This is a genomic window from Corynebacterium sp. ES2775-CONJ, assembly GCF_024814515.1.
Lineage (GTDB): Bacteria > Actinomycetota > Actinomycetes > Mycobacteriales > Mycobacteriaceae > Corynebacterium.
Window position 1 is genome coordinate 14,131 of the sequence record NZ_JANUXT010000007.1, and the last position, 24,955, is coordinate 39,085.

A 24,955-nucleotide genomic window follows, 5' to 3' on the forward strand; every position below is an offset into this window, starting at 1 on the left:
TGATGGGCTAATATGATTCTCCGTGTCATGACTGGCTTTTATATACGCCTTCTCTCAAGGAATTGGCCTAGTCTTATTTAAGATGTGACGAGTTAGTGCGCCTGACTCATCCTCAAGCAGAAAGGAGCGCCCGATGAAGGTTCGTAAGTCCCTTCGGTCGCTGAAGAACAAGCCGGGTGCTCAGGTTGTGCGCCGTCGCGGCAAAGTTTATGTGATCAATAAGAAAGAGCCACGTTTTAAGGCTCGTCAGGGCTAATAGTCCTATATTTATCCACCCCTTAGAACTCTAAGGGGTGGATTTTTTTATGTGTTAGGCCATCTCTCAGACAAAGGGGGTAAAGGGGGTGGAGGGGATAAAAAAATTAATTTTCCGCATTTTCTCCACTGAGCTGCACGGATGTTGAAGGGGCTGAAATCCCCGGCTCCAACGGGTGAGGGGTCCGGCTCTCATGGAGGACTATATATGGTGGAAGCGGACCTGCCCAGCTGGGAATTCCATGGCTGTAACTACTATATGTTGTGCCATTTGCGTTATTTTACCACTAAGTATAGTGTTGGTTCCTGTCAGTAAGTCACTGGTCAATAAGGCCCACAGGGTAACCAGTGAAAGAATTGGGGCAGTGATCCGCAGCCTTTATGCCCGTTAATGAATAAGGAAAATTCTTACGATGTCTATCACTCTTTATACCAAGCCAGCGTGTATGCAGTGTGTTGCTACCAAGAAGCTTCTTGACCGCTCTGGTCTGGATTATGAGACGGTTGATATCTCCATCGACGACGAGGCTCGCGATTATGTCCTATCGCTCGGTTACCTCCAGGCTCCCGTCGTGATGGTCGATGGTGAAGATCACTGGTCGGGCTATCGCCCCGAGCGTATTGCGAACCTCCTCGCAGCTGCCTAAGTCATCGAGATACGTCCACGGCGCCCCTCCTACACATAATACGAACGAGCGGGGGCGCTACTTTTATGGCCTAATCACCCTCCACGCTTGCAGAATATTCTTTTGGCAAGCCCCTCACAAGCAAAGGAACCACGAGCTATCGTGTCAGAGAATCTTGGATCCAAGGTTGCCGAGCCCGCATCCCGCGATGAGCAACTCGACTACCATGCGCTCAATGCGCTGCTGAACCTTTATGGCAGTGACCATAAAATTCAGTTTGATAAAGACCGCCAGGCTGCTAATCAATTCTTCCTGCAGCACGTTAACCGCAATACCGTCTTCTTCCACGATCTCGAGGAAAAGATGCGGTATCTGGTGGAAAATAAGTACTACGACCCGGCGGTTCTGGATAAATATGATTTCGCTTTCATTAAGGAGTTATTCAAGCAGGCCTATGCCCACAAATTCCGCTTCCAAACCTTCCTCGGTGCCTATAAGTACTACACGTCCTATACTCTAAAGACCTTCGACGGTGCTCGTTACCTCGAGCGCTTCGAGGACCGCGTGTGCATGGTCTCCCTCGCGCTTGCCGACGGTGACAAAGAGCTAGCTTCGCATTTGGTTGATGAGATTATTTCCGGTCGCTTCCAGCCAGCTACCCCTACCTTCTTGAATATGGGTAAGGCTCAACGTGGCGAGCCAGTCTCTTGCTTCCTATTGCGCATTGAAGACAATATGGAATCGATTGGTCGCTCGATCAACTCCGCGCTGCAGCTTTCGAAGCGCGGAGGTGGGGTGGCCCTGCTGCTATCGAATCTGCGCGAATCAGGTGCTCCGATTAAGCATATTGAGAACCAATCGTCCGGTGTTATCCCCGTGATGAAGTTGCTCGAAGATGCCTTCTCTTATGCCAACCAGCTTGGTGCTCGCCAGGGTGCGGGGGCAGTGTATTTGAATGCGCACCACCCCGATATTTTGAACTTCCTTGATACCAAGCGCGAGAATGCCGATGAGAAGATCCGCATTAAGACCCTCTCCTTGGGCGTCGTGATCCCGGATATCACCTTCGATCTTGCCAAGCGCAATGATGATATGTACCTCTTCTCGCCCTATGACGTGGAGCGGGTCTATGGCAAGGCCTTCGGCGATATTTCGGTGACCGAACACTACCAAGAGATGGTCGAGGATCCTCGGATCCGCAAAAAGAAGATCAATGCCCGGGAATTCTTCCAGACTTTGGCGGAGATTCAGTTCGAATCCGGCTACCCATACATCATGTATGAGGACACCGTGAACGCAGCCAACCCCATTGAGGGCCGCGTTAATATGTCCAATCTCTGCTCAGAAATTCTGCAGGTCAATTCACCATCGGTCTTCAACGACGACCTCACCTATGAGCATATTGGTCAGGATATTTCCTGTAACCTTGGCTCTTTGAATATTGCCATGACCATGGATTCACCCGATTTTGGCCAAACCGTAGAATCGGCCATTCGGGCGCTGACCGCTGTGAGTGAGCAGACCAAGATTGATTCCGTACCGTCGATACGCAAGGGTAATGATGACGCCCACGCGATTGGCTTAGGGCAAATGAACCTCCACGGTTATCTCGGCCGTGAGCGTATTCAGTATGGGTCGGAAGAGGCTCTTGATTTCACCAACGCTTATTTTGCAGCGGTGCTCTACCACTGCTTGAAGGCTTCGAATCAGCTGGCAAAAGATCGCGGACATGCTTTCGTGGGCTTCGAGACGTCGGACTATGCCTCGGGTGCCTACTTCGATCGCTTTGATCCTCAAGATTTTGCTCCTCGTACCGCTCGGGTCCAAGAACTCTTTGACAATTCCTCGATTGAGACTCCGACCGCTGAACAGTGGGCAGAGCTTAGGGCTGAGGTGATGGAACACGGTATTTATAACCGATATCTGCAGGCTATTCCACCAACAGGGTCCATTTCCTATATCAATAACTCCACCTCGTCGATTCACCCTATTGCCTCGAGGATTGAGATCCGTAAAGAGGGCAAGATCGGTCGCGTCTACTATCCAGCACCCCATATGGATAACGACAACTTGGAGTACTTCCAGGATGCCTATGAGATCGGCTTCGAGAAGGTCATTGATACCTACGCGGTGGCCACCAAGTATATCGACCAAGGATTATCGCTCACCCTTTTCTTCAAGGATACGGTGACGACCCGCGATATCAACCGTGCTCAGATTTACGCGTGGCGTAAGGGGATCAAGACCTTGTACTATATCCGGCTGCGTCAAGTCGCTCTCGAAGGAACCGAGGTTGAGGGCTGCGTTTCCTGCATGCTCTAACGGGAAAACCCCGAGAGATACTCTCGGGGTTCAACCAGATGAAGGAATAACTTAACGCTTGGAAAGCTCATCGTCGATATAGAGGACGCCAAGACCTTCACCGGCCAGGCGGAGGCGATCGAGGATCTCTCTCACGGAGGCTTCTTCTTCAACCTGCTCGGTAACGAAGGTATTAAGGAGTGGTCGAGATTCGAAATCGTGAATCGAATCGCTTAAGATCGCAAGTTCGCGTATCGACGCACTTACCTTTTGCTCATGGGCGAGGGCGAGTTCGAAAATCTCCAGTGGGCTCGAGGCATCGACCTTGGGAGGATTAATATCGCCAATCTGCGGCGTGTAGTCGCGATCGAGGAGGTGCTGAGCAAATTTCTCGGCGTGCTCGAGCTCTTCGGTGTGTTGCTTCTTTAACCATAAGGTCATGCCGGGAAGGCTGAGATCGTCGGTGATATAGGACATTTGCAGATAAACCATCGATGCTTCAAGCTCCATGGTGATCTGTTCGTTCAAGGCAGTTGCAAGTTGTGGATTAATACTCATGAATCACAGCTTAAAGTGATTGATTCATCTTGTCAGCGAAGGTTAGCCCAGCTTAACTAGGTTTTCTGGCCTCGTATTTGGTTGGGCAATCCTAAATAAGGCTACCGTAATGAAAATGGCCGAAAATATTCACGGAGATCTAAATATGCTGCTTAACCTTATAAAAACTCCCCATTAATAGGGTCTAACTAAATAATCCCGCGCGGTTTAACTAAGTCCAACCTATTTTAGCAGCCATTAAGTTGCGTGACTAAAATCACATAATTGTCTGGTGGTTAAGACCACAAACAGCAACCATATGGACTGTGGCACTATGGGTTGAAAGAATCGCACACCACCTCGCATATATAAGAAGGAGTGCTATGCACTTGCATAAGGAAGAAGAACAATTCTTCGCCACCCACCAAGATCCCGTATCTGCCATCAACTGGAATACCATCCCTGATGAGAAGGATAAAGAAGTGTGGGATCGTCTCACTGGTAACTTCTGGCTGCCAGAAAAGGTCCCTGTTTCTAATGATCTCAAGAGCTGGGCAACCCTCAATGACCTTGAGAAGCAGACCACCATGCGGGTATTCGCAGGCCTAACGTTGCTCGATACCATCCAGGGAACCGTTGGTGCGGTTTCCATGCTCAAAGATGCCCAGTCCATGCATGAAGAGGCCGTATTGACCAATATTGCTTTCATGGAGTCAGTGCACGCTAAGAGCTATTCCAATATCTTCATGACGCTCTCGTCCACCCGTGAGATAAATGATGCATTCCGCTGGTCGGAGGAAAATGAGAACCTCCAGCGCAAAGCCAAGATCATTATGACGTATTACGAGGGCGAAGATCCGCTGAAGAAGAAGATCGCCTCCACCTTGCTGGAGTCTTTCCTCTTCTACTCCGGATTCTATCTGCCCATGTATTGGTCTTCTCATGCGAAGTTGACCAATACTGCCGATATCATTCGTCTGATCATTCGTGATGAGGCCGTTCACGGCTACTATATCGGTTATAAGTACCAGAGACTGCTGGCCAAGCAGACTCCTGCGCGTCAGGCAGAACTGAAGGAATACACCATCGAAATGCTGCTAGAACTCTACGAAAACGAGATTCAGTATTCCGAGGATCTCTACGATCCATTGGGATGGACCGAGGATGTGCGACGCTTCCTGCGTTATAACGCCAATAAGGCCCTGAATAACCTCGGTTACGAGCAGATGTTCCCTACCGACGAATGCCAGGTGTCCCCAGCAATCCTGTCCGCCTTGTCGCCCAATGCCGATGAGAACCATGACTTCTTCTCCGGCTCAGGTTCTTCCTATGTCATTGGCAAGGCTGAGAATACCACTGACGACGACTGGGACTTCTAAGCACGAGTATCGCCTTGAGCTGTAGGTCTAAAGGAAGTAGCGATCCCTTGAGGCCTACGGCTTTTTCGTTTAAAAAATAACTGCCGTTGTCCACATGTGGGGGGATGATAGAAAATCGATGCCCGGGGTCGCTCCAAGTTCCCCTTGGTAATCAGGTGGCCGCTTCTTGACGGGGGGTGCGTTATTGAACTCTAAGCGCCCCCCTCTAAGAATACTGAGGGCGCGAGTGGTAAAAGGCGTAAGTAATCCGTAATGGATGGGGACTATCTCGGAGGTGACCATGGAGGTTTGAGTTTCGTTGTGTCGGGAACTATCCCATATATGGACTTGTACAGGTTAAGCGTGATCGCGGTGGTGTCAGCTCACCTCAGCTCAGCCATCGGAAAGCCGGGGTTTAGCGAGGCTCAGTCGTCGCTCCCGTCGGATGATGTGGCACCACGTCGTTTACCACAGTCTTTCACCGCCACTTACCACAGACTCTCACCGCCACTCATTGAGTACGGCCTCGGCAAAAGTCAGGTGATGCTTGTTATGAGCGGAGCTGATCATCCTTTTGTTTGACGTTGAATGGGGGCACTGACCGTCGCATTCTCGCCTGAGAGAAGGGCACACCTTGATAACTTTGATGTCGCAGATCACATCTTTTTGCTTATAATCCCCGTTCATCGACGATGCTACGCGTTTGGGGATTAAAAAATATTTCCCCACCAGTGCAATAGTCGGTAGTGTAGAAGTGAAACTAGTCTCTTTTTTATGGGGCCGGTAGATTTTTCAGTGTTGGACACGGATAGTGTACGACATTTTTTATAGATGCACTCGCAGGAAACTCGCTCGCATCTTAAACGAAGTCAGGAGGATCGTATGACCGCAGTGGTGCCACGGCAGGAGAACTACTCCCAGCCCACTCGTCCCGCACCCACTGGGGGTGCGCGAATTGGCACGCTCGCATGGTCCATGCTGACCACCACGGATCACAAACTACTAGGCATTATGTACATCATCATGTCTTTCGTGTGGTTCTTCGTCGGTGGCTTTATGGCCTTGCTTATTCGTGCCGAGCTCTTTACCCCAGGGCTCCAATTCTTATCCAATGAGCAGTTCAACCAGCTATTTACCATGCACGGCACAATTATGTTGCTGGCATTTGGTACCCCAATTGTGTGGGGCTTTGCTAACTATATTTTGCCGCTCCAGATTGGGGCTCCAGACGTGGCTTTCCCACGCCTGAACGCTTTCGGTTTCTGGATTACCACCATCGGTGTGGTTGCCATGATGGCAGGTTTCCTCACCCCAGGCGGCGCAGCTGACTACGGGTGGACAATGTACCTACCCCTTGCTGACTCCATCCACTCCCCAGGTCTTGGTACCGATATGTGGATCGTGGGTGTGGGCGCAACCGGTGTTGGTACCGTTGCATCCGCTATTAATATGGTCACCACTATTTTGACCATGCGCGCACCGGGCATGACGATGTTCCGCATGCCAATCTTCTGCTGGAATGTCTTCGTGACGTCCGTCATTGTACTTATGATCTTCCCGCTGCTTCTGGCCGCTGCACTTGGCGTTCTCTATGACCGCAAATTGGGTGGACATATCTATGACCCAGGTAATGGCGGAGCTGTTCTTTGGCAGCACCTCTTCTGGTTCTTCGGGCACCCCGAGGTTTATGTGCTGGCGCTGCCATTCTTCGGCGTTATCTCAGAGATTCTCCCTGTTTTCTCCCGCAAGCCAATGTTCGGTTATATCGGTTTGGTCTTTGCTACCCTGTCGATCGGATCGCTCTCGATGGCTGTGTGGGCTCACCACATGTTCGTCACCGGTGCAATCCTATTGCCCTTCTTCTCCTTTATGACCTTCCTCATCTCGGTTCCTACCGGTGTGAAGTTTGTGAACTGGCTCGGCACTATGTGGCGTGGCCACATCACGTGGGAGACCCCGATGCTCTGGTCGGTCGGCTTCCTCGTTACCTTCCTCTTCGGTGGCCTCACCGGCATTATGCTTGCCTCCCCACCACTGGACTTCCACCTTGCTGAGTCTTATTTCCTCATTGCCCACTTCCACTACACCCTCTTCGGAACCGTCGTCTTCGCCTCCTGTGCAGGCGTCTACTTCTGGTTCCCCAAGATGACCGGTCGCATGCTTGATGAGCGACTAGGCAAGGTGCACTTCTGGCTAACCTTCGTTGGCTTCCACGGCACCTTCCTCATCCAGCACTGGGTAGGAAATATGGGTATGCCCCGCCGCTACGCCGACTACCTCGATTCTGATGGTTTCACCACCCTCAACCAGATTTCCACAGTATTCTCCTTCCTCCTTGGAATGAGCGTATTGCCATTTATCTGGAACGTCGTGAAATCCTGGCGCTACGGCGAGGTTGTCACCGTAGACGACCCATGGGGCTACGGCAACTCCCTCGAGTGGGCGACCTCATGCCCACCACCACGACACAACTTCACGTCGATGCCACGTATCCGCTCCGAGCGTCCAGCCTTCGAGCTGCACTATCCACATATGGTTGAGCGCATGCGTAAGGAAGCACACGTGGGCCGCCACTAATAGCTCCACGCATTCCTGACTTCTTAATACTGAGGCTGATCACACGATCGGCCTCAGTATTTTTATTACCCGAAAGAAATAGCCAAAATGTTAACCGCCCCCGCATTCGTCATGGAAGAATAGGAAGGCGTGAATAGAGACCTTGCCCCCACCGTGGAATTAGAAGCCCCGCTCACCCCTGCCGTCATTACAGTAAGCGGAACAGATCGCATTGGCGTCAGTGCAGCTTTCTTTAGAGTGCTCACAGCTCACGGTGCTCAGATTTTGGATGTCGAGCAGTCTAAATTCCGTGGTTATCTGTCGCTCGCTGCCTATATAGGCATAGATCCCAAGAGGCTAGAAACCCTCACCATCGGGCTGAGGGATACTCTAAGCGCCTACCAGCAAACGGTGACCGTAGAATTACGTGAGACCGTAGGCAGCCCTAAACCGTACTCCACTCACGAGATTATTGTGCTGGGAAATCCTGTTCGCGCTGCCGATATCTCTCGTATCGCTCAGACCCTCGCCAATTACGAAGCCAATATCGATACCATTCGTGGTATCTCCGATTACCCTGTTACTGGGCTCGAATTTAAGATTACGATGGCCAATGCCGACCCAGGTGCGGGAGTCCCCGTGCGTAAAGCACTCGCTGCCTTAAGTAGCGAGCAGGGGATCGATATCGCCATCGAGCGGGCCGGACTACAACGACGCTCCACGAGACTGATTTGCTTTGACTGCGATTCCACCCTCATAACCGGGGAAGTCATCGAGATGCTCGCCGCGCGGACAGGCCGCGAGTTGGAAGTCAAAGACATCACCGATCGCGCCATGCGCGGGGAATTAGACTTCGAGGAATCTTTGCGCGCCCGGGTGCGTCTACTTAAGGGCTTAGATGCGCGCCTCCTTAAAGAGGTCGCTAAGGATATTGTGCTCACCCCGGGTGCGCGGACGACAATTCGCACTTTAAAACGTATGGGCTATAAAACTGCGGTCGTCTCTGGTGGATTTATTGAAGTCCTTCAGGATCTTGCCGCCGACCTCGAACTCGATTATGTCCGCGCAAATACACTCGAGATCAACAATGGTGTGCTAACCGGCGAAGTCCTCGGCACAGTGGTTGATCGCCGGGCGAAAGCTGAGTTCCTCGCCGAATTCGCCGCTGATAGCGGTCTTCAGATGCATCAGACAGTCGCTGTAGGCGACGGTGCCAATGATATCGATATGATCTCAGCTGCAGGCTTAGGTATTGCTTTTAATGCCAAACCAGTTCTCAAAGAGATTGCTGATACCTCGGTCAACTCACCCTTCCTCGATGAGGTGCTCTATATCCTGGGTATCAGTCGTGCCGAAATCGAATCCGAGGATACCTCACTTACTCGTCGTGTTCCGCTCAACCCCTAATGCACTCACAATTTCTCTCGGCTCATCGTTTGCTCGCTGATGCGGTCCAGCATCGCCAACACAGCACCGGTATTGATGATCAAGCGATGCAAATTGTTCTCGAGATCCCAAAACCTAATCCACCCCGACGGGAGGATCTTCTGGCTGCAGCAGGTATCGCTGTTGTACAGGCATGCCTGATCGACGAGGCTGGCTGTGATTCCCATTATCGCAGCCACCTAGAAATGTGGTACGACCGCCGCATCCGCAAGATTACCCGGCGCGCCCGGGGTGCTGGGTGGCGTAACGTTCAAGAAATTCCCGGCGTCACCGCGCACGTCAAGGGTGCTCGCGCCCGCGCTTTTATCCCCACGGCTATGGACGACGTTGATCCCAGGTTGCGCTCCCTCCAAATCAAGGGCACCGATCTACCCCCAACCCTCCCAGCACCTGCACCCCCACCAGTTCCTCATCTCCGGGTGCTTATCGATGCCTCGCTCCGTATGAGTCTGGGGAAAGCTGCCGCCCAAGTAGGACACGCCTCCATGCTTTTTGCGGGCAGCCTTGATGCCTCCGCATGTTGGGCCTGGCGAGAGCGCGGATACCTTCTCAGCGTTGCCGAAGTAGACGCCCTCAGCTGCGCGCAGGCAGCGCATCAACCGGGCGCGATAACGGTTATTGATGCTGGTTTTACCGAGATTGCTCCGGGCTCGATGAGTTGTGTTGCGTTGTGGAGTGCTGGACCAGGCGCCCTAGAGCTGCAATGACTGTCTCTTTTTTATGGGTGCGCCAAAATGCGGGCATGGAAGAGATTAAAAAACTCCCGTAGCGCTTGCTGCTCAGGCGAGGATCGAGGCACGCTACCACCCCGCGATCCGAGGTGGCACGTAAGAGCCGGCCGGCGCCTTGAGCCATCAGTAATGCCGCGTGGGCGGCAGCAACCTCCATAAAACCGTTACGACCAGCTGCGTCCGCTGCCTCTTTGCGGGCCTGTAAAAGGGGATCATCAGGCCTTGGGAACGGGATCTTATCCATGATCACCAGCGAACAGCTGCTGCCGGGGACGTCTACACCCTGCCACAAACTCAACGTGCCGAAGAGGCAAGAATTTTCCTCTTTGCTAAAAGTTTTGATGAGTGCTCCGGTACTATCCTCGCCCTGGCACAGAACTTTAAAAGGCAAGCGATGCCGCAGCGCGTCCGCGGCTTGCACGGCGGCACGTTTAGAGGAGAATAGGCCCAAACTGCGACCTCCCGCCGCCATAATGAGGTCATAGATCTCGTCGATAATGGCATCAGCAAGGCCATCTCGTGAGGGTTCGGGCAGATGGGTGGGAAGATAGAGGATACCCGAGTGCGCGGGATCAAACGGGGTCCCCACATCGAGTCCGCGCCAGCTGTGTTTCGGCACACCCCAACTAGCCGCCATAGCCTTGAAATTCCCGCCGAGGGTCAACGTTGCCGAGGTGAGAATCACGGTGTGGTTGCTAAATAAATGCAGCGCTAAAGCGTGAGAAACAGAGAGCGGGGCAATATGCATGCTCAAGCGACCGCGTTCATCTTCCGTTAGCCACACCACATCTTTATGCTGAGTGATATCGGGCTCTTCAAAAACGTCGAGAATGCGAATGATGGCCTCGCGCTGACTTTCTAAATGCATCTTGACATTCTGTCTCTCCGCGTAGCGCTCGGGGTCATTCGTACTCTCCTGAGGTGGCGCGGTGCCAATACTGGTGATGAGCGCGCCAGTGAGAGAAACAATGGCATCGAGAGAAGGTTTGAGGGCCTCTGGGAGGTCAACCAGTCGTCCGAGTGGTATCTGCCCCATCGCTTTTTCCCAATCCTCGACAGCGGAGGCGAGTTTTTCATCGCGAACTCCGGAGCCCAATTTTGCGGCCCGATTCAGCGAAAGATCAAAAGCGTGGGTAGAGATCTCCTGGGTACTCATCGCAGTAAAGCGATCGGTGAGTTCATGGGCTTCGTCAACAATAACAACGTCGTGATCGGGGAGGACAGGCACATCGAAAATAGCGTTAATAGCGAGCATCGCGTGGTTGGTGACAACGATTTCACTCTCGGCAGCCTCTTTTTTGGCGTACTCGGCAAAGCACTCTTCCCCGAAGGGGCAGCGCGAAGCGCCCATACATTCTTGAGCGCTCACACTAAACTGGCGCCATATTAGATCGGGCACTCCAGGTTCGAGGCTGTCACGATCTCCTGTTTCCGTCTCCTCGGCCCACGCAAAAACACGGGCACTCGCCGCTCCCAGCTCACTTATGGGAGTGTCCTCGGTATCGAGCGAATCCTCTAAAGAGCTGGCTCGATCGAGCTTATAACGGCATAAATAATTGCTGCGGCCTTTTAAAATGGCGAAGCTTGGCGGAGGATCGAGAATATCGGCCAGAGCAGCGCGCACTCGCGGCAAATCTCGATCGATGAGCTGTTTCTGGAGCGCAATCGTCGCTGTGGAGATTATCACTGGTTGGGAAGAATCGCGTGCCGACATTATCGCTGGAATGAGGTAAGCAAGCGATTTACCGGTACCCGTTCCCGCCTGTACGGCCAAGTGGGTACCGTTTTTTAGAGCCTTATGCACCGCCTGCGCCATACGCACTTGACCCGGTCGGCTGTGGCCCCCAATCCCGCTGACTGCGGCATCGAGCAGCTTCGTGACATTGAGATCGGCCATTAGAAGCCGAGGTAGCGCACACTGAGCACAGGCTCATCCTTGCTGAGAGCGAGGCCCTCCCACGGAAGGGTCACCAGTTGATGTGCGAGGTAATCGCGAGACTGCTTGAGCGTGGGAAGTCCTGCAACCCGGTGCCCATCGCGCATCAGCGGGATGGTGAGCGGGAGTACGCTAAGATTTGGGAATTCCGGCTCCGCGCTGTCAAAGGGCATCACGATTTCTTCGATTGCGGTCCCTGAGGCCCGGTGAGTACGCACGGCGCGCTTGGCTCCACCCACAGAATTCTTATTCCTGGAGCGCTTGGCCACAGGATGATCATCCACTGCGACCAATTTATACACCAGTGAGGCCGTGGGAGCACCGGATCCAGTTACCAGCGAGGTGCCCACTCCGAAACTATCGACAGGATCTCCGCGCAGGCCCGCAATGGCGTATTCGTCCAAGTCAGAGGAGACGACGATGCGGGTATTATAGGCCCCCAATTCATCGAGCTGCTGGCGTACCTTGCGAGTCATGACCCCCAAATCGCCGGAATCGATACGCACGGCTCCCAGTTCGGTTCCAGCGACCTCAATGGCGTTGTTTACACCTTGGGTGATATCGAAGGTATCGACTAAGAGAGTGGTGGAGCTCCCGTACTGGGCAATCTGCGACTCAAAGGCCGCCCTTTCATTGGGGGCACCATCGGAACCGACATGCACGAGCGTCCACGAGTGCGCCGCGGTACCTGTGGCAGGGATACCATAGCGGTGTGCAGCCTCAAGATTAGAGGTGGCCTGGAAACCAGCGAGATAGGCAGCGCGAGAGGCGGTGACTGCGGCCTCCTCATGGGTTCGCCTAGAGCCCATTTCGATCAGCGGGCGACCATCGGCCGCGGTTACCATCCGTGCTGCGGCAGTAGCGATCGCAGAATCAGAGTTTAGTATTGAGAGGATCACCGTCTCGAGGATCACGCACTCGGCAAAAGTGCCCTGCACGGTGAGGATAGGGGAGTGGGGGAAATATAATTCGCCTTCCCGGTAGCCGTCCACTTGTCCCGTAAAACGGTAATGGCGAAGAAACTCTTTCGTTTCCTCGTTGAGGAAATCGAGACCAGCGATTTGATCGCTGGTAAAGATAAAATTCTCGATAGCCTCGATAACGCGCTCTGTGCCCGCGACCACCCCGTAGCGGCGCTCATTAGGAAGCCTACGTCCGAAGACTTCAAAGGTGCAGTGGCGCCAGGCAGTGCCGTCGGCAAGCGCGGACTGTAGCATGGTGAGCTCATACATATCCGTCATGAGCGCGGTTGAGGTAGACATCAAATTTTTCTTTCTCGCTTATTAGCTAATCCAGTTGAATATAAGCGTATGTCTTCTCGCCGACGCTTGCCACTCCAACGCCTGCGGTCGTGCGATCTATTCGCCCCAAAACCTGTTGGCTTGGGGGATTATGAAACCACTGGTCTAAAAATGCCGCCCCGAATGCTTGATGATGAAAAAGCTTGGCCTGCACCGTGAGCTGACCTGACTCTGGGCCCCAGTAGGTCCCTGTCGTAACATTGCGCTCGGCCCACTATTGGGCGCGCACATTTCAGTGTATACCGAGACGAAGAGACGACGAAGAGACGACGAAGAGGGTGCCCGCTATCGAGTCGCGCGCGATTCACAATTGTGAGGATATCGCTCCTCATCGCAGAGTTCTCGAAAGCCGCCGAGCATTACGGTCTCGCAGCGCGTAGTCGTAATAGCTCTCAGAAAAACGATAGCTTCTCCGCTGCGAGGATCCGTCGGATGGTGACATATATTCCGCCACGGTAGCGGAGGCAAGCGTACTTGGCGCGATGAGGCAGGCGAGAAATTGTTGAATGCCACCGAGCATCGTGAGGTTGCCGCGAAAGGGAGCTGTAATTTCTCGAATCAGAGCGGGGAGAAGTGGCATGGGGTGGAAACCCTTCCGCAGCAAAGAGTGCGGCGATGAGTAGCGGGTTGAGTAGAGGGTTGCCGTGTTTTCTGAACATACCCACGAGGTATTGCGGGTGCTTTATGCACTATGCGTGAAGCTTGCAGCTAAACTGGACGTTTATGAGTACCTGTAACCCGCGCTGCGGCTCCCCAATGGCCACACCTGAGCTGGATGAGGATCTCGAGGTCGACATTGCCACCAGTGAGAACCTCCCATGGATGTGCATTGTTTGGGATGATCCCGTGAACCTGATGAGCTATGTCACCTATGTTTTTCAAACCGTGCTCGGTTATGATCCGAAGCGGGCTGTGGAGCTGATGATGCGGGTCCACACCGAAGGCAAAGCAGTGGTGAGCTCCGGTGAAAAGGATAAGGTCGAAGCGGATGTGAAAAAACTTCATACCGCTGGGCTCTGGGCCACCATGCAGCAAGGGGGATAAGGGTTATGCACGCGTGGAAAAAGAAAAAATCTCTCCTCAAAGGCGTTTCATTTAGTTGCGAACTCGAAGTCCATGAACGCCAGATTCTAGGCAACCTCGCAGCGACTGTTGCTGAAGCCCTTATCGAGCGGGCTCAATCGGCGCCCAAGGATGAACTGGCGGAGCTCACCGGCATGCCCTCAGGTCATACCGTGGCTCCAGAGGACCCGGGACTGGCCCGTCTCTTGCCCGATTTTGAGCGCGAGGGTGATGAGGAATACGAGGGTGATAATGGCCTCTTACGCGCCCTCAACGAAACCGAGATTACCAAGGAGAAGCTCGCTGGGCTCAGCGCAATCTCTCATGCGATTGGCCCGGGTGGCTCAGAGCATATCAAGCTCTCTGAACCAGAGGCACATCTATGGCTACGTGCTCTCAACGATATTCGGCTCTTCTTTGCCGCTAGCGAGATCGCCCAACCTGATGAAAGCCGCGACCGTGATCAAATCGTGGAGTGGCTCGCCTATAACCAAGACAGCCTGCTCCAGGCCGTGATGGGGGAAGCTTAATGGGAGGCTTTTTAAGCGATATCCCAGGCATCGCCATCGCCCATCAAAGCCTAGGTGATACCGGCTGCAGTGTTATTATCGCCCGCGATTCCGCCACCTGTGCAGTAGATGTGCGTGGTGGGGGGCCGGGAACGAGAGAAACTGATCTCCTCGAACCTCACAACACAGTGCAGCGCGTCCACGCAATCGCATTAAGTGGGGGATCAGCCTACGGTCTAGCTGTTGCTGATGGTGTCATGGCGGCCCTCGAAGAGGCAGGCATCGGTTTCCCCGTCCTAGGACCAGAAGTTCCCGGTCCGATTGTCCCCATCGTGCCAGCAGCAGTCATCTTTGATCTCCTCGTTGGCGATCCACATCACCGCCCCACCAAAGAGGATGGAATCGCTGCCACTAAAGCAGCGCTCAAGGATGGCAAGGATCAGCGTTCTGGATCTATCGGTGCGGGAGTGGCCGCCACAGCTGGGGTGCTGCGGGGCGGCTTCGGCCAGGCCAGCATGCACGTAGGTCCAGATAACCAGTGGCGTATTGCGTGCGGCATTGTGGCTAATCCAGTTGGTAGAGTGGCCGATCCGAATACCGGCCAACTCTATGCGGACCCCTCGATACGGGTGGATAGACAAAAATTTGCCGCCCTCAAACCGCTGCTCAGTAAGCTCAATACCACCATCGGTGTCATCGCCACCGATGCTCCCATCACCAAAGCGCAAGCAAAGAGGATCGCTATGGTGGGCCACGATGGAATTGCCAGAGCTATTCAGCCAGCCCACTCGCCGCTCGATGGAGACACTCTCTTCTGCCTATCCACTGGCGCAGATACTGGCGTGGATATCGCCATGATGGGTGAATTATCGGCTGCGGCGGCGCAGGTCGTATCAGCGGCAATCCTTGATGCCCTCCTCCACGCGCAGCCTGCCTTCTCACTGCCGACCGTGAGCTTATTGCGGGTACAATAGCGCGTACCATGAGCAATGTGATGCGGCAACCAGCAGAAACTTTTGGACCAGTCAGAAGCGTGAAAAAAGGCCTTATTGTGGCAGGCTCCTTTTTAGTACTGATTTGGTCGGTTCAGATCATCGGCCTCCTCCTGTTTCCTAAGAATATGGCCTATCTGGGGATTCGCCCCCTAGAATTCTCTTCCGTAGCTTCGATCCTTTCAGCGCCTTTTGTCCATGGAAGCTTTAGCCATTTAATTGCCAATTCTGTTCCGGGCGCCATCTTTGCTTTCTTGGTTGGCTATTCCGGCTACCGGGTCTTCGTCGAAGTAACCATGATCACGATCTTCGTCGGCGGACTGGGAGTATGGATTACCGGTGGGATGGGCACTGTGCATATAGGCGCCTCCGGATTAGTCTACGGGTGGCTGGTCTACCTCGTAGCTCGAGGGGTTTTTAATAAATCCTTTGGCCAAGTGGTGGTAGGAGTCGTTTTGGGGCTGAGCTACTCCGGAATGATTTGGGGAATATTTCCCACCGCCGCATGGATTAGCTGGCAGGGGCACCTCTTTGGCGCCCTTGGGGGATTCTTAGCAGCGGCCACCATCGTTTCCGATGATCCTAAGCCCGCCAGAAAACCTGTCCGAATCAATCCATAAACCCATGAAAATAGTAGAGACAGATATGGCTTCTTTATCACAGACTGCAACCCCTGACGCCAATGCACCAATCGGAATCTTCGATTCCGGAGTTGGAGGACTGACGGTAGCCCGCACCATCATGGAGCAGCTGCCTGGTGAGTCCGTGATATATATAGGTGATACAGCCCATGGCCCCTACGGCCCACTGCCCATTGCCACGGTGCGCCAACACGCGCTCGCTATTGCCGACGAACTCGTTGAGCGGGGCTGCAAAATGCTCGTCATAGCCTGTAATACGGCCTCGGCTGCCTGTCTGCGTGATGCTCGAGAACGATATGCCATTCCCGTCCTTGAAGTAATCCAACCCGCCGTACGCCGCGCAGTAGCGACCACCCGCAATGGAAAGATTGGGGTCATAGGAACCGTCGGTACCATCAATTCAGGGGCCTACCAAGATCTTTTTGCTGTTAATCCCCAGGTAAAGGCTTATGCCCAAGCATGCCCTCGGTTTGTCGACTTCGTCGAACGTGGGATTACTTATGGACGTCAAGTACTCGGAATAGCCGAGGCTTATGTAGAGCCGCTCCAAGCAGCGGGAGTGGATACCCTCGTGCTTGGCTGCACCCATTACCCATTGCTTTCTGGGGTGATCCAACTCGCCATCGGGGACCAAGTTACCCTGGTGTCCTCGGCGGAGGAAACCGCCAAGGATGTGATGCGAACTCTGTCGCAGCGCAATCTCCTCGCCAGCACCGACCATCCCACAAGAGTCTTTGAGGCAACCGGCGATCCAGAGAAATTTCAGCAGTTAGCTGCGCGTTTTCTCGGGCCAGATGTGACGTGCGTCAGTCCGCATAGATAAAGCTAAATTTCCCACATATGCAGGACTTTTCTTGTTGTCGATAGAAAAAACATGGGAAAGTTGATCTATGAAGGTTACAGTTCTCGGTAGCTCCGGAAGCCTGGGGGCGCACGGCAATCCCGCCTCCGGCTACCTCGTGGAAGCCACCGCCGGGTCCGCCGTAGTGATGGATTTAGGTCCTGGCGTACTTGGCAATCTGCAGACCCTACAGAACCCGAGCGAGGCGCACGTGGTCTTCTCTCACCTGCACCCCGATCACTGCCTGGACTTTCCCTCACTCATGGTCTGGCGACGCTACCACCCCGAGCGTGCTGCCCACTCCCACAATATCTGCGCGGGCCCTCGACTTCTCCCCGAAAAGCTTGGAATTTTAAGTGCCAACGAACCAGGCCAGATCGATGATATGGGTGATACCTTCACCTTCACCGCCTGGCAGGCCCACCACGCAGAAATAATTGGTGGACTCCACATCACCCCTTATCCAGCAATTCACCCCAGCGAGAGCTATTCGCTACGCGTTGAGGACCAGGCAACGGGTGCGGTCATAGCCTACTCAGGCGATACTGCCTATCATGAGCACCTCATCGCCGCCGCTGATCAGGCCGATCTCTTCATCTGCGAGGCCACGTGGGGGGAGAGCTCTGATGGCAAGGTCACAGAAATGCATATGAGTGGCGCCGAAGCAGGACGCGCTGCCACCCAAGCTGGAGCGAAAAAGCTGCTGCTCACCCATATTCCTCCCTGGGTCGACTGGGAGGCAACGCGCCGGGCTGCCGCCGCGCACTACCATGGCCCGATTGAGCTTGCTCGACCCTTCCTTGAACTCGAGATATAGCTACGCGCTAGACTCGTTTACTATGACAGCTCCTATCACGCGTGCCGACGGCCGCCAAGCCCACGAATTACGACCAGTAAAAATCACCCGCGGATTCACCTCCAACCCCGCCGGATCCGTACTCATCGAATTTGGCAATACCCGGGTGATGTGCACCGCCAGCGTGGAACGTGGCGTACCCCGCTTCAAACGCGACTCCGGCGAAGGCTGGCTTACCGCGGAGTACTCCATGCTTCCTGCCGCCACTCACGAGCGGATGCCTAGAGAATCCATGCGCGGCAAAGTCAAAGGCCGCACCCACGAAATCTCCAGGCTCATTGGTCGCAGCCTCCGCGCAGCCATCGACCTTAGAGCACTGGGAGAAAATACCATCAATATTGACTGTGATGTTCTCCAAGCCGACGGTGGTACCCGAACCGCCTCCATCACGGGCGCCTATATTGCCCTAGCGGACGCGATTACCCACTTAAAACAAATTGATCCCAGCATCGGAAACGCTCTCCTGGCTCCCGTGGCCGCCATCTCCGTGGGAGTCATCGACGGTGATGCCCTCCTCGACCTCCCTTATGAGGAAGATTCCCGCGCTGATGTGGATATGAATATCGTGATGCAAGAGGGTGGACGCTTCGTGGAAATCCAAGGCACTGGCGAACACAATACCTTCAGCCGTGAAGAACTTAACCAGTTAATGGATCTCGGCGAACAAGGCTGCCAAGAACTCATTGCCGCTCAAAAAGCCGCCCTCGGACTCTGATATGCGTATTCTGCTGGCCTCGCATAACGCAAAAAAGCGTGAGGAACTCGAAAATCTTGTACGTGCCGCGGGCCTCGAGACTATCGATATTTGTACTCTGTCCGATATCGATCCCTATCCGGAGCCGGTTGAAGACGGGCGCACCTTCAGCGATAACGCACTGATCAAAGCGCGCGCCGGGGTGCACCACACGGGGATCATGACTCTCGCCGATGATTCTGGCCTCGCGGTCGCCGAACTCAACGGGTGCCCCGGAGTGCTCTCTGCCCGCTGGGCCGGAGAGCACGGGAACGATCAAGCCAATAATGAGCTGCTTCTAGCGCAGCTAAAGGATACCCCGCTCAAGCGACGGCAAGCGGCCTTCCACAGCGTTCTCGCGCTCGTTGATCCAAACGGGCAGGAATACCTCGTAGAAGGATATTGGCCAGGAAGCATAGCCACCAGCCCCCGCGGTGATAACGGCTTCGGCTACGATCCCATCTTCCTACCCGACGACGCCCAGGGTCGAACCAGCGCGGAATTGAGTGCGGTTGAGAAAAACCACATCAGCCACCGTGCGAGGGCGCTACAGAAGCTACTTCCTATTCTCCGGGAGATCAGCGCATAGAAAAATCCGCGACCACTATAAGTCGCGGATTTTTGGTTTTTAATTCAGATCGAATTGCTCTTTAACCTCGCTGCGGCGCCAGTGCTCCACGAAGAAGCTCAAAAAAGGCACGGCACCAGCAAGGGCAGTGACCACCCAGCGAAGCGGTGGCCACAGGGCTTTCGTTCCAAGGTTCAACGTGGCCAGTAAGTACACCATATAAAACAGCCCATGAATCTGACCGATATAGTGCATCCACATGGGCACGTCCATCCCCAAAAGATACTCTGCGATCATGCGCGCTGTGAGCAAAAGAAGCCAGGTGCCAGTGACCCACGCAGCAATGGAAAAGAAAGTTAAAGCTTGCTTCACGCGGCGCTGGCGCTCGGGGTGAACCCGTGGTGCTGCCATCTATATGTCCTCATTTCTTGAATCTGGCCGCACTCTGCGCGGCTGGACAAGCTCATTAAATTCCTCCACAGAGGGCTGATGCCACTGCGGTAAAAACTCCTCATCGATGGCATCAACAGTAGGCTGCTGCTTCTCAATGACGAATTCCTCACCCCGATGGGCGGCCTCCGCGCGCTCATTTTCGTATTGTAGGATGCGGCGATAAGCGTAGACGAAGAAGAAGCCAAAGAATGGCCATTGCAGAGCGTAGCCCAAATTTTGGAAGGTGCCCGAACCAGACTGAAAACGCGTCCACTGCCACCACGCTAGGGCGAAAGTGGCAATGACTAGCAGGGCTAGGAAAATAACGTGCCACGCCTTCACGCGTAGTTTCGGAACGGGATCAGGGTTGATACTCACAATATTTAAGAGTATCAAATACTGAGAAACCTAGACGTGGCAGAGCCATTTTGATCACCTCGCATGTGGCCTGTACAATGATCCAAGCACGCGCTCGTGGCGGAATTGGCAGACGCGCTGGATTTAGGTTCCAGTGTCTTAGGACGTGGGAGTTCAAGTCTCCCCGGGCGCACCACAGCTTTAATGCCACCCTGTGTCATAGACACGGGGTGGCTTTTTGCGTGAAGGAGTAGACTTAATCACGTCGATGTAGCAGGTTTGCAGTGCTGCTGTGATATCAACAACGGTAATTCCTGGGGGCAGTTTTGGGCTGCGGTGCAGAATCGATAGCGTTCAGGGCTTCACCTCGCATCTGATCCACAATTCGTCGGCACTAATTAGCGAGTTTCGGAGAAGATGCTAGGTTTGAAAAAATGCTTCTCCTGTGAGCCTATGCATTAAGGGATGCTCAGCCTCTAGACGGGTTTCTCTGCCTCAAGTCTAAATGGTCTTGAGACCTAGCATGCGACCGTTTGCAGTGCAGAATTTTAGGAGACTTCGCTTTGCTACATAACGATATTGGAAGACTTTCTTCTCTATGTCTCAGGTATTCGCATACGTATGTAGTTATTTAGTCATAGCCTTTGAACTGTTTGTAAGATGAGTGGTTTTGTGAAAATATTGCTTACCTTTTGGGGTGCTTAAGTTAGAAGGGCTACAGATTATAAAATTTTTGCTACGGCGAAACCTTGAAGCGTTCTATCGACCGAACTCTCGAAAGAGATTTACGGCAATTGAACATAGTGTTGAGGTTCTTTCTCTGAAAGAACTGGGGCTCGACCGCTGGGGGAGAAGAGTTTTATCGTCGTAACAAGGGCGAGCATCATCTCTGCTTAAGCGGGGGAAAACGTCCTATTTATGCAGCTAGATGATCAACGACACGGATCATCCCCGCTCGTGCGGGGAAAACGCAGGCTGCCCAGGCCCTAGAAATTTATGGAGAGGATCATCCCCGCTCGTGCGGGGAAAACTTCAGAGGGAGGGCTGAGAGGGAGGTTTGCCCCGGATCATCCCCGCTCGTGCGGGGAAAACGGAACAGGGATGATATTGCGGCGCTTAGGGCCCGGATCATCCCCGCTCGTGCGGGGAAAACTGGCTGTAGATCGTCAACGAACGGCGCGGGCGCGGATCATCCCCGCTCGTGCGGGGAAAACCTGACACAGTTGATGAATCGCTCACCGTTGAAAGGATCATCCCCGCTCGTGCGGGGAAAACTACGGGGCGGATCATGCGCGCCGCCGAAAAATCGGATCATCCCCGCTCGTGCGGGGAAAACGAGCTGACCATGCTAGGAAGTTGTTAGCGAGCAGGATCATCCCCGCTCGTGCGGGGAAAACGAGCCACAGACCTACCGCGCTCATGGGTAAATCGGATCATCCCCGCTCGTGCGGGGAAAACCCACCAACGGCCAACCCGATAGCCGTGAACAACGGATCATCCCCGCTCGTGCGGGGAAAACTGTGGCTTATGCGCGGTTTGCGCAGCCGAATGCGGATCATCCCCGCTCGTGCGGGGAAAACTACTGAAGCAGTACAGATTGTTAATGAAATGGCGGATCATCCCCGCTCGTGCGGGAAAACGGGGGCTTATTCCTTTTATGATACGTGGCACACGGATCATCCCCGCTCGTGCGGGGAAAACGACTGACGAGAACGGCGTTAATCAGCGGCATACGGATCATCCCCGCTCGTGCGGGGAAAACCTGGACTGCTGTTTTGATCGTGCCCGCGGTGACGGATCATCCCCGCTCGTGCGGGGAAAACGCGTAGCCACCTGGTTTTACCAGGTTCAAGGACGGATCATCCCCGCTCGTGCGGGGAAAACTCATGTTCTACTAGCCCGCTCATTTTTAGCCACGGATCATCCCCGCTCGTGCGGGGAAAACTACTCCACGCACTTACCCACAGCCTTAGACAGCGGATCATCCCCGCTCGTGCGGGGAAAACGGCGGCGCAGCATCAGCGCGGGAATTGCTGGGCGGATCATCCCCGCTCGTGCGGGGAAAACTGACTTCAACGACGTTGAGTTTTTGACCTCGTAGGATCATCCCCGCTCGTGCGGGGAAAACCGAGGCGAAGGAGTTCGGAGCTCACCAAGAGCAGGATCATCCCCGCTCGTGCGGGGAAAACTAACTAATTATGTGTCTTGCGATACTTAAAAGCGGATCATCCCCGCTCGTGCGGGGAAAACCTACTCGGCGTTAGCCGTACTAGCCTCCACAACGGATCATCCCCGCTCGTGCGGGGAAAACCGGTGGTAAAGTTTTTGCCATGCGCGTGCGCAAGGATCATCCCCGCTCGTGCGGGGAAAACTGAACGACTTAGCTCATTTGGTGAAAAAATCTCGGATCATCCCCGCTCGTGCGGGGAAAACCACTTTTTGCCCCTTTTGACTTCAGCGATCTTAGGATCATCCCCGCTCGTGCGGGGAAAACCGGCGATGGCCGTACCTTCGGCTTTGCTAATGCGGATCATCCCCGCTCGTGCGGGGAAAACTACGAGGCTGTCTATGATGCCGCCGTTGAGCGCGGATCATCCCCGCTCGTGCGGGGAAAACTTCGTGGGTAATTTGACTGATAGACCTAAAAGCGGATCATCCCCGCTCGTGCGGGGAAAACGTGCACCGCGTGGCGGCGAGTGGCTGAAAACGCGGATCATCCCCGCTCGTGCGGGGAAAACGTTCAACTAGCGTTTATGCTGCTGGTGCTGCGCGGATCATCCCCGCTCGTGCGGGGAAAACTTGGTTTGAGGTTTTGAGGTTTCCCTCTCTTGCGGATCATCCCCGCTCGTGCGGGGAAAACTCGGTCATATGGTGGGCACAATAGGTGGCAGCCGGATCATCCCCGCTCGTGCGGGGAAAACTCGGACATATTCGCCCGCCACGCGCTCGTAAACGGATCATCCCCGCTCGTGCGGGGAAAACGACCTAAAAGTTTCCAAACCTCTACCGGCGTTAGGATCATCCCCGCTCGTGCGGGGAAAACGCGATTCCTAGCACTATATCGCCGTAAATGTGCGGATCATCCCCGCTCGTGCGGGGAAAACTCAGCTTGAGAGATGTCCGCAAGGTCTAACGCCGGATCATCCCCGCTCGTGCGGGGAAAACTTCAACAGAGTTATCAACAGGTTCATCAGTCGCGGATCATCCCCGCTCGTGCGGGGAAAACACTTCATCAAGGGGCGGCTGTAGAATGTGAATCGGATCATCCCCGCTCGTGCGGGGAAAACTTGTATAAGCGGGTGGGCGAATGACCAACATTAGGATCATCCCCGCTCGTGCGGGGAAAACGCGGGAAATTAGGAGTCAACCGAACCTCCGCCCGGATCATCCCCGCTCGTGCGGGGAAAACCTAGGCAAGCGGGCTACACGTCTAAAAACGAGCGGATCATCCCCGCTCGTGCGGGGAAAACGGTTTCTTTGACCGTTTTGCTTCGGAGACCGACGGATCATCCCCGCTCGTGCGGGGAAAACACCACGTATGGTGCACGTTTATCAACCTCAATAGCAGTTTACATTGGATTTAAGCCGTCGCCGAATCACTTTAGCGCCGAAATCGGTGTTTCCTGCCAGCACGAGACCAGCCCACTTTTGGCTTTACCTCTTGGGCCCGGCGCGCCTTGCTAGGACGGCGAACAAGATTGACACCCTCCACGTCGACTATTTCCCACTCGTGATTATGAACTCGAAATCCATACCCTTGTTCGTATTCGCGAGTGGTGAACGTCATGATGGCTCGGCCGTTGCCTAACTCCTGCGTTACTAGCGCCCACAGCTTATCTCTAATCCGCGGGTTTACTTTTCCCACAAAGACTCCTGCAGAAACCTCGCTCAACCATCTAGTTAGATGTCCCCGTAACGAGGGTGGACATGAGCTAAGGACGATGGTTATCATATTTGCTGCTCATAGTTGGTTCCGCCTGCAACCCGCTGCTGTCTGTCATCCCAGAGTTGAATGATCTGATCTTCAAACCAACTGTCATCGTCCGATTTAGCTTCTTCAGGAACTAAGAGAGTTTTTAGATCTTCTACTATTTTCACGCTAAGACGGTTCTGCTTGAAGGCATTGCGGCATGACTTTCTAGTGAAAGTGGGTAAATCGTCGAGCGAGAAGGGCAGATCGTGCATAGCAACGACAGACTCGAAAGCAATGGGTATCGTTATGCTGGCCTTGTATAGATCAGCAATGTCATAGACAAATGATCGGTCGTGACCGGTATGGATGATTCCGAGGCCAGGAGAGCATCCGAGGGCCACGATGGTGGCATGTACTAGCCCGTATAAGCACGTATGAGCGGCTGAGAGCGCGACGTTTATTGGGTCTCCTGAGGAAAAGTTATGCAGATCGTACTGGCGTCTATCCCAAGGTACGTCGTAGCGTTTAGACATATCGCGGTAGAGCCGCCTAATGCGAGCCCCTTCCCGTCCGCGCAGCTGTTGCATAGTCAAACCCGAGGTGTCCTCGCCGTCGAAGCGCAGCTCATACATTGCGCGAGCAGCTTGAAGTCTGAGCCTCTGATTGGAGACAATTTTAGCTTGGGCTTCTAGTAGGCGGGTATTACGCCCTATGGGCCTGCCGTGTGCATAGTATCTTACGCCTTCCTCTCCCACCCAGATGACGCTCATGCCAGAATCGGCAATGGTTGTCATCGCTTGATGTGTCACCCGAGTCCCAGGCCCGAGCATCAACACAGCTAGTGCAGCGCTCGGGATATGTATAACGCCATTTTCGTCAGTGGCAGTAAGAGCAGATGAGCTTTTCGCGATTGTGCAATGCTCCAAGTACAGGAAGCTTAAGCGATCGTCCGCTCGCACCAGCGAACTTGACTCTGTTGGCTTCATACCTGGGATACTCATAGG

Annotated in this window: 24 protein-coding genes, 1 tRNA gene and 1 CRISPR repeat array; of the genes, 17 read left to right on the top strand and 8 right to left on the bottom strand. The window is 54.0% G+C overall.

Annotation, left to right across the window (positions count from 1 at the left end; translation table 11 throughout):
* The first annotated feature begins 133 nt into the window (after positions 1 to 133).
* The 3 genes from ykgO (at position 134) to nrdE (ending at position 3,203) form a co-directional block, all read left to right on the top strand.
* The gene (ykgO, locus tag NXT01_RS08585; protein WP_005511141.1) at positions 134 to 256 is read left to right on the top strand and encodes a type B 50S ribosomal protein L36; all 123 of its coding nucleotides are present in this window, start codon (positions 134 to 136) and stop codon (positions 254 to 256) included.
* A 412-nt stretch (positions 257 to 668) separates the two neighbouring features.
* Positions 669 to 902 (top strand): glutaredoxin-like protein NrdH, encoded by a 234-nt coding sequence (gene nrdH / locus NXT01_RS08590; protein WP_259080112.1) that lies wholly within the window; start codon positions 669 to 671, stop codon positions 900 to 902.
* Between the two features lie 141 nt (positions 903 to 1,043).
* Positions 1,044 to 3,203 carry a class 1b ribonucleoside-diphosphate reductase subunit alpha gene (gene nrdE / locus NXT01_RS08595; protein ID WP_259080114.1) on the top strand — a complete coding sequence of 720 codons (2,160 nt, stop codon included), beginning with the start codon at positions 1,044 to 1,046 and terminating at the stop codon, positions 3,201 to 3,203.
* Positions 3,204 to 3,254: 51 nt separating this feature from the next.
* Here nrdE and NXT01_RS08600 read toward each other — a convergent pair whose 3' ends face one another.
* Positions 3,255 to 3,740 (bottom strand): ferritin, encoded by a 486-nt coding sequence (locus NXT01_RS08600; RefSeq protein WP_259080116.1) that lies wholly within the window; start codon positions 3,738 to 3,740, stop codon positions 3,255 to 3,257.
* Positions 3,741 to 4,102: 362 nt separating this feature from the next.
* Between NXT01_RS08600 and nrdF the strand changes: the two genes are divergently transcribed.
* The 5 genes from nrdF (at position 4,103) to NXT01_RS08625 (ending at position 9,786) form a co-directional block, all read left to right on the top strand.
* Positions 4,103 to 5,098 (top strand): class 1b ribonucleoside-diphosphate reductase subunit beta, encoded by a 996-nt coding sequence (nrdF, locus tag NXT01_RS08605; RefSeq protein ID WP_259080118.1) that lies wholly within the window; start codon positions 4,103 to 4,105, stop codon positions 5,096 to 5,098.
* Between the two features lie 252 nt (positions 5,099 to 5,350).
* Complete coding sequence (locus NXT01_RS08610; protein ID WP_259080120.1) at positions 5,351 to 5,659, top strand: hypothetical protein; 309 nt, start codon at positions 5,351 to 5,353, stop codon at positions 5,657 to 5,659.
* A 300-nt stretch (positions 5,660 to 5,959) separates the two neighbouring features.
* On the top strand, positions 5,960 to 7,654 hold the full coding sequence (gene ctaD, locus NXT01_RS08615) for a cytochrome c oxidase subunit I (protein ID WP_259080123.1): 1,695 nt from the start codon (positions 5,960 to 5,962) through the stop codon (positions 7,652 to 7,654).
* Positions 7,655 to 7,783: 129 nt separating this feature from the next.
* Entirely contained in the window at positions 7,784 to 9,040 is a 1,257-nt protein-coding gene (gene serB, locus NXT01_RS08620; protein ID WP_259080131.1) for a phosphoserine phosphatase SerB, read from the top strand.
* The gene (locus NXT01_RS08625; protein ID WP_259080132.1) at positions 9,040 to 9,786 is read left to right on the top strand and encodes a peptidyl-tRNA hydrolase; all 747 of its coding nucleotides are present in this window, start codon (positions 9,040 to 9,042) and stop codon (positions 9,784 to 9,786) included. The genes serB and NXT01_RS08625 overlap by 1 nt, the downstream gene beginning before the upstream one ends.
* Here the strand turns inward: NXT01_RS08625 and NXT01_RS08630 are convergent.
* The 3 genes from NXT01_RS08630 to NXT01_RS08640 all read right to left on the bottom strand — a co-directional run bounded on the left by NXT01_RS08630 (position 9,710) and on the right by NXT01_RS08640 (position 13,627).
* A complete protein-coding gene (locus tag NXT01_RS08630; RefSeq protein WP_259080133.1) occupies positions 9,710 to 11,707 on the bottom strand; it encodes an ATP-dependent DNA helicase in 1,998 nt (665 codons plus the stop codon). The two genes, NXT01_RS08625 and NXT01_RS08630, sit on opposite strands and share 77 nt — an antisense overlap.
* Positions 11,707 to 13,008 (bottom strand): nicotinate phosphoribosyltransferase, encoded by a 1,302-nt coding sequence (locus tag NXT01_RS08635; RefSeq protein ID WP_259080134.1) that lies wholly within the window; start codon positions 13,006 to 13,008, stop codon positions 11,707 to 11,709. The genes NXT01_RS08630 and NXT01_RS08635 overlap by 1 nt, the downstream gene beginning before the upstream one ends.
* A 367-nt stretch (positions 13,009 to 13,375) precedes the next feature.
* Entirely contained in the window at positions 13,376 to 13,627 is a 252-nt protein-coding gene (locus tag NXT01_RS08640; RefSeq protein WP_259080136.1) for a hypothetical protein, read from the bottom strand.
* Between the two features lie 143 nt (positions 13,628 to 13,770).
* Here NXT01_RS08640 and clpS point away from each other — a divergent pair, with 143 nt between their 5' ends.
* The 8 genes from clpS (at position 13,771) to rdgB (ending at position 19,270) form a co-directional block, all read left to right on the top strand.
* A complete protein-coding gene (clpS, locus tag NXT01_RS08645; RefSeq protein ID WP_259080144.1) occupies positions 13,771 to 14,091 on the top strand; it encodes an ATP-dependent Clp protease adapter ClpS in 321 nt (106 codons plus the stop codon).
* 5 nt (positions 14,092 to 14,096) lie between these two features.
* Entirely contained in the window at positions 14,097 to 14,639 is a 543-nt protein-coding gene (locus NXT01_RS08650; protein WP_259080146.1) for a DUF2017 domain-containing protein, read from the top strand.
* Positions 14,639 to 15,592 (top strand): P1 family peptidase, encoded by a 954-nt coding sequence (locus NXT01_RS08655; protein ID WP_259080147.1) that lies wholly within the window; start codon positions 14,639 to 14,641, stop codon positions 15,590 to 15,592. Before NXT01_RS08650 ends, NXT01_RS08655 begins: the two co-directional genes overlap by 1 nt.
* 8 nt (positions 15,593 to 15,600) lie before the next feature.
* Entirely contained in the window at positions 15,601 to 16,230 is a 630-nt protein-coding gene (locus tag NXT01_RS08660) for a rhomboid family intramembrane serine protease (RefSeq protein ID WP_259080148.1), read from the top strand.
* A 25-nt stretch (positions 16,231 to 16,255) separates the two neighbouring features.
* The gene (gene murI / locus NXT01_RS08665; RefSeq protein ID WP_259080149.1) at positions 16,256 to 17,074 is read left to right on the top strand and encodes a glutamate racemase; all 819 of its coding nucleotides are present in this window, start codon (positions 16,256 to 16,258) and stop codon (positions 17,072 to 17,074) included.
* A gap of 67 nt (positions 17,075 to 17,141) precedes the next feature.
* Positions 17,142 to 17,909: an MBL fold metallo-hydrolase gene (locus tag NXT01_RS08670; protein WP_259080150.1), complete on the top strand. Its 768-nt coding sequence runs from the start codon at positions 17,142 to 17,144 to the stop codon at positions 17,907 to 17,909.
* A 22-nt stretch (positions 17,910 to 17,931) separates the two neighbouring features.
* Entirely contained in the window at positions 17,932 to 18,663 is a 732-nt protein-coding gene (gene rph / locus NXT01_RS08675; protein WP_259080152.1) for a ribonuclease PH, read from the top strand.
* Between the two features lies 1 nt (position 18,664).
* Positions 18,665 to 19,270, top strand: a complete 606-nt coding sequence (gene rdgB, locus NXT01_RS08680) for an RdgB/HAM1 family non-canonical purine NTP pyrophosphatase (RefSeq protein ID WP_259080155.1) — start codon at positions 18,665 to 18,667, stop codon at positions 19,268 to 19,270.
* 39 nt (positions 19,271 to 19,309) lie between these two features.
* Here rdgB and NXT01_RS08685 read toward each other — a convergent pair whose 3' ends face one another.
* Positions 19,310 to 19,660, bottom strand: coding sequence for a DUF3817 domain-containing protein (locus NXT01_RS08685; protein WP_259080157.1), 351 nt, complete (start codon positions 19,658 to 19,660; stop codon positions 19,310 to 19,312).
* Entirely contained in the window at positions 19,661 to 20,059 is a 399-nt protein-coding gene (locus tag NXT01_RS08690) for a hypothetical protein (RefSeq protein WP_259080159.1), read from the bottom strand.
* A gap of 90 nt (positions 20,060 to 20,149) precedes the next feature.
* Between NXT01_RS08690 and NXT01_RS08695 the strand changes: the two genes are divergently transcribed.
* Positions 20,150 to 20,234, top strand: a tRNA-Leu gene (locus NXT01_RS08695).
* 685 nt (positions 20,235 to 20,919) lie between these two features.
* Positions 20,920 to 23,569: a CRISPR direct-repeat array (repeat unit 28 nt; unit sequence GGATCATCCCCGCTCGTGCGGGGAAAAC).
* 70 nt (positions 23,570 to 23,639) lie between these two features.
* On the opposite strand, the gene cas2e is transcribed toward NXT01_RS08695, so the two are convergent.
* Both cas2e and cas1e read right to left on the bottom strand, forming a co-directional pair.
* Positions 23,640 to 23,990, bottom strand: coding sequence for a type I-E CRISPR-associated endoribonuclease Cas2e (gene cas2e / locus NXT01_RS08700; RefSeq protein WP_259080161.1), 351 nt, complete (start codon positions 23,988 to 23,990; stop codon positions 23,640 to 23,642).
* Positions 23,987 to 24,952: a type I-E CRISPR-associated endonuclease Cas1e gene (gene cas1e, locus NXT01_RS08705; protein ID WP_259080165.1), complete on the bottom strand. Its 966-nt coding sequence runs from the start codon at positions 24,950 to 24,952 to the stop codon at positions 23,987 to 23,989. Before cas1e ends, cas2e begins: the two co-directional genes overlap by 4 nt.
* Positions 24,953 to 24,955 lie beyond the last annotated feature (3 nt).

Excerpts from the sequence above, each read along its gene's own strand:
- nrdH (WP_259080112.1), top strand. The coding sequence starts at position 669 with ATGTCTATCACTCTTTATACCAAGCCAGCGTGTATGCAGTGTGTTGCT.
- NXT01_RS08685 (WP_259080157.1), bottom strand. The coding sequence starts at position 19,660 with ATGGCAGCACCACGGGTTCACCCCGAGCGCCAGCGCCGCGTGAAGCAA.
- ctaD (WP_259080123.1), top strand. The coding sequence starts at position 5,960 with ATGACCGCAGTGGTGCCACGGCAGGAGAACTACTCCCAGCCCACTCGT.
- NXT01_RS08640 (WP_259080136.1), bottom strand. The coding sequence starts at position 13,627 with ATGCCACTTCTCCCCGCTCTGATTCGAGAAATTACAGCTCCCTTTCGC.
- NXT01_RS08660 (WP_259080148.1), top strand. The coding sequence starts at position 15,601 with ATGAGCAATGTGATGCGGCAACCAGCAGAAACTTTTGGACCAGTCAGA.
- NXT01_RS08635 (WP_259080134.1), bottom strand. The coding sequence starts at position 13,008 with ATGTCTACCTCAACCGCGCTCATGACGGATATGTATGAGCTCACCATG.
- cas1e (WP_259080165.1), bottom strand. The coding sequence starts at position 24,952 with ATGAGTATCCCAGGTATGAAGCCAACAGAGTCAAGTTCGCTGGTGCGA.
- NXT01_RS08650 (WP_259080146.1), top strand. The coding sequence starts at position 14,097 with ATGCACGCGTGGAAAAAGAAAAAATCTCTCCTCAAAGGCGTTTCATTT.
- clpS (WP_259080144.1), top strand. The coding sequence starts at position 13,771 with ATGAGTACCTGTAACCCGCGCTGCGGCTCCCCAATGGCCACACCTGAG.
- rph (WP_259080152.1), top strand. The coding sequence starts at position 17,932 with ATGACAGCTCCTATCACGCGTGCCGACGGCCGCCAAGCCCACGAATTA.
- NXT01_RS08600 (WP_259080116.1), bottom strand. The coding sequence starts at position 3,740 with ATGAGTATTAATCCACAACTTGCAACTGCCTTGAACGAACAGATCACC.
- NXT01_RS08625 (WP_259080132.1), top strand. The coding sequence starts at position 9,040 with ATGCACTCACAATTTCTCTCGGCTCATCGTTTGCTCGCTGATGCGGTC.
- ykgO (WP_005511141.1), top strand. The coding sequence starts at position 134 with ATGAAGGTTCGTAAGTCCCTTCGGTCGCTGAAGAACAAGCCGGGTGCT.
- NXT01_RS08655 (WP_259080147.1), top strand. The coding sequence starts at position 14,639 with ATGGGAGGCTTTTTAAGCGATATCCCAGGCATCGCCATCGCCCATCAA.
- NXT01_RS08630 (WP_259080133.1), bottom strand. The coding sequence starts at position 11,707 with ATGGCCGATCTCAATGTCACGAAGCTGCTCGATGCCGCAGTCAGCGGG.
- murI (WP_259080149.1), top strand. The coding sequence starts at position 16,256 with ATGGCTTCTTTATCACAGACTGCAACCCCTGACGCCAATGCACCAATC.
- nrdF (WP_259080118.1), top strand. The coding sequence starts at position 4,103 with ATGCACTTGCATAAGGAAGAAGAACAATTCTTCGCCACCCACCAAGAT.
- cas2e (WP_259080161.1), bottom strand. The coding sequence starts at position 23,990 with ATGATAACCATCGTCCTTAGCTCATGTCCACCCTCGTTACGGGGACAT.
- rdgB (WP_259080155.1), top strand. The coding sequence starts at position 18,665 with ATGCGTATTCTGCTGGCCTCGCATAACGCAAAAAAGCGTGAGGAACTC.
- NXT01_RS08610 (WP_259080120.1), top strand. The coding sequence starts at position 5,351 with ATGGATGGGGACTATCTCGGAGGTGACCATGGAGGTTTGAGTTTCGTT.
- NXT01_RS08670 (WP_259080150.1), top strand. The coding sequence starts at position 17,142 with ATGAAGGTTACAGTTCTCGGTAGCTCCGGAAGCCTGGGGGCGCACGGC.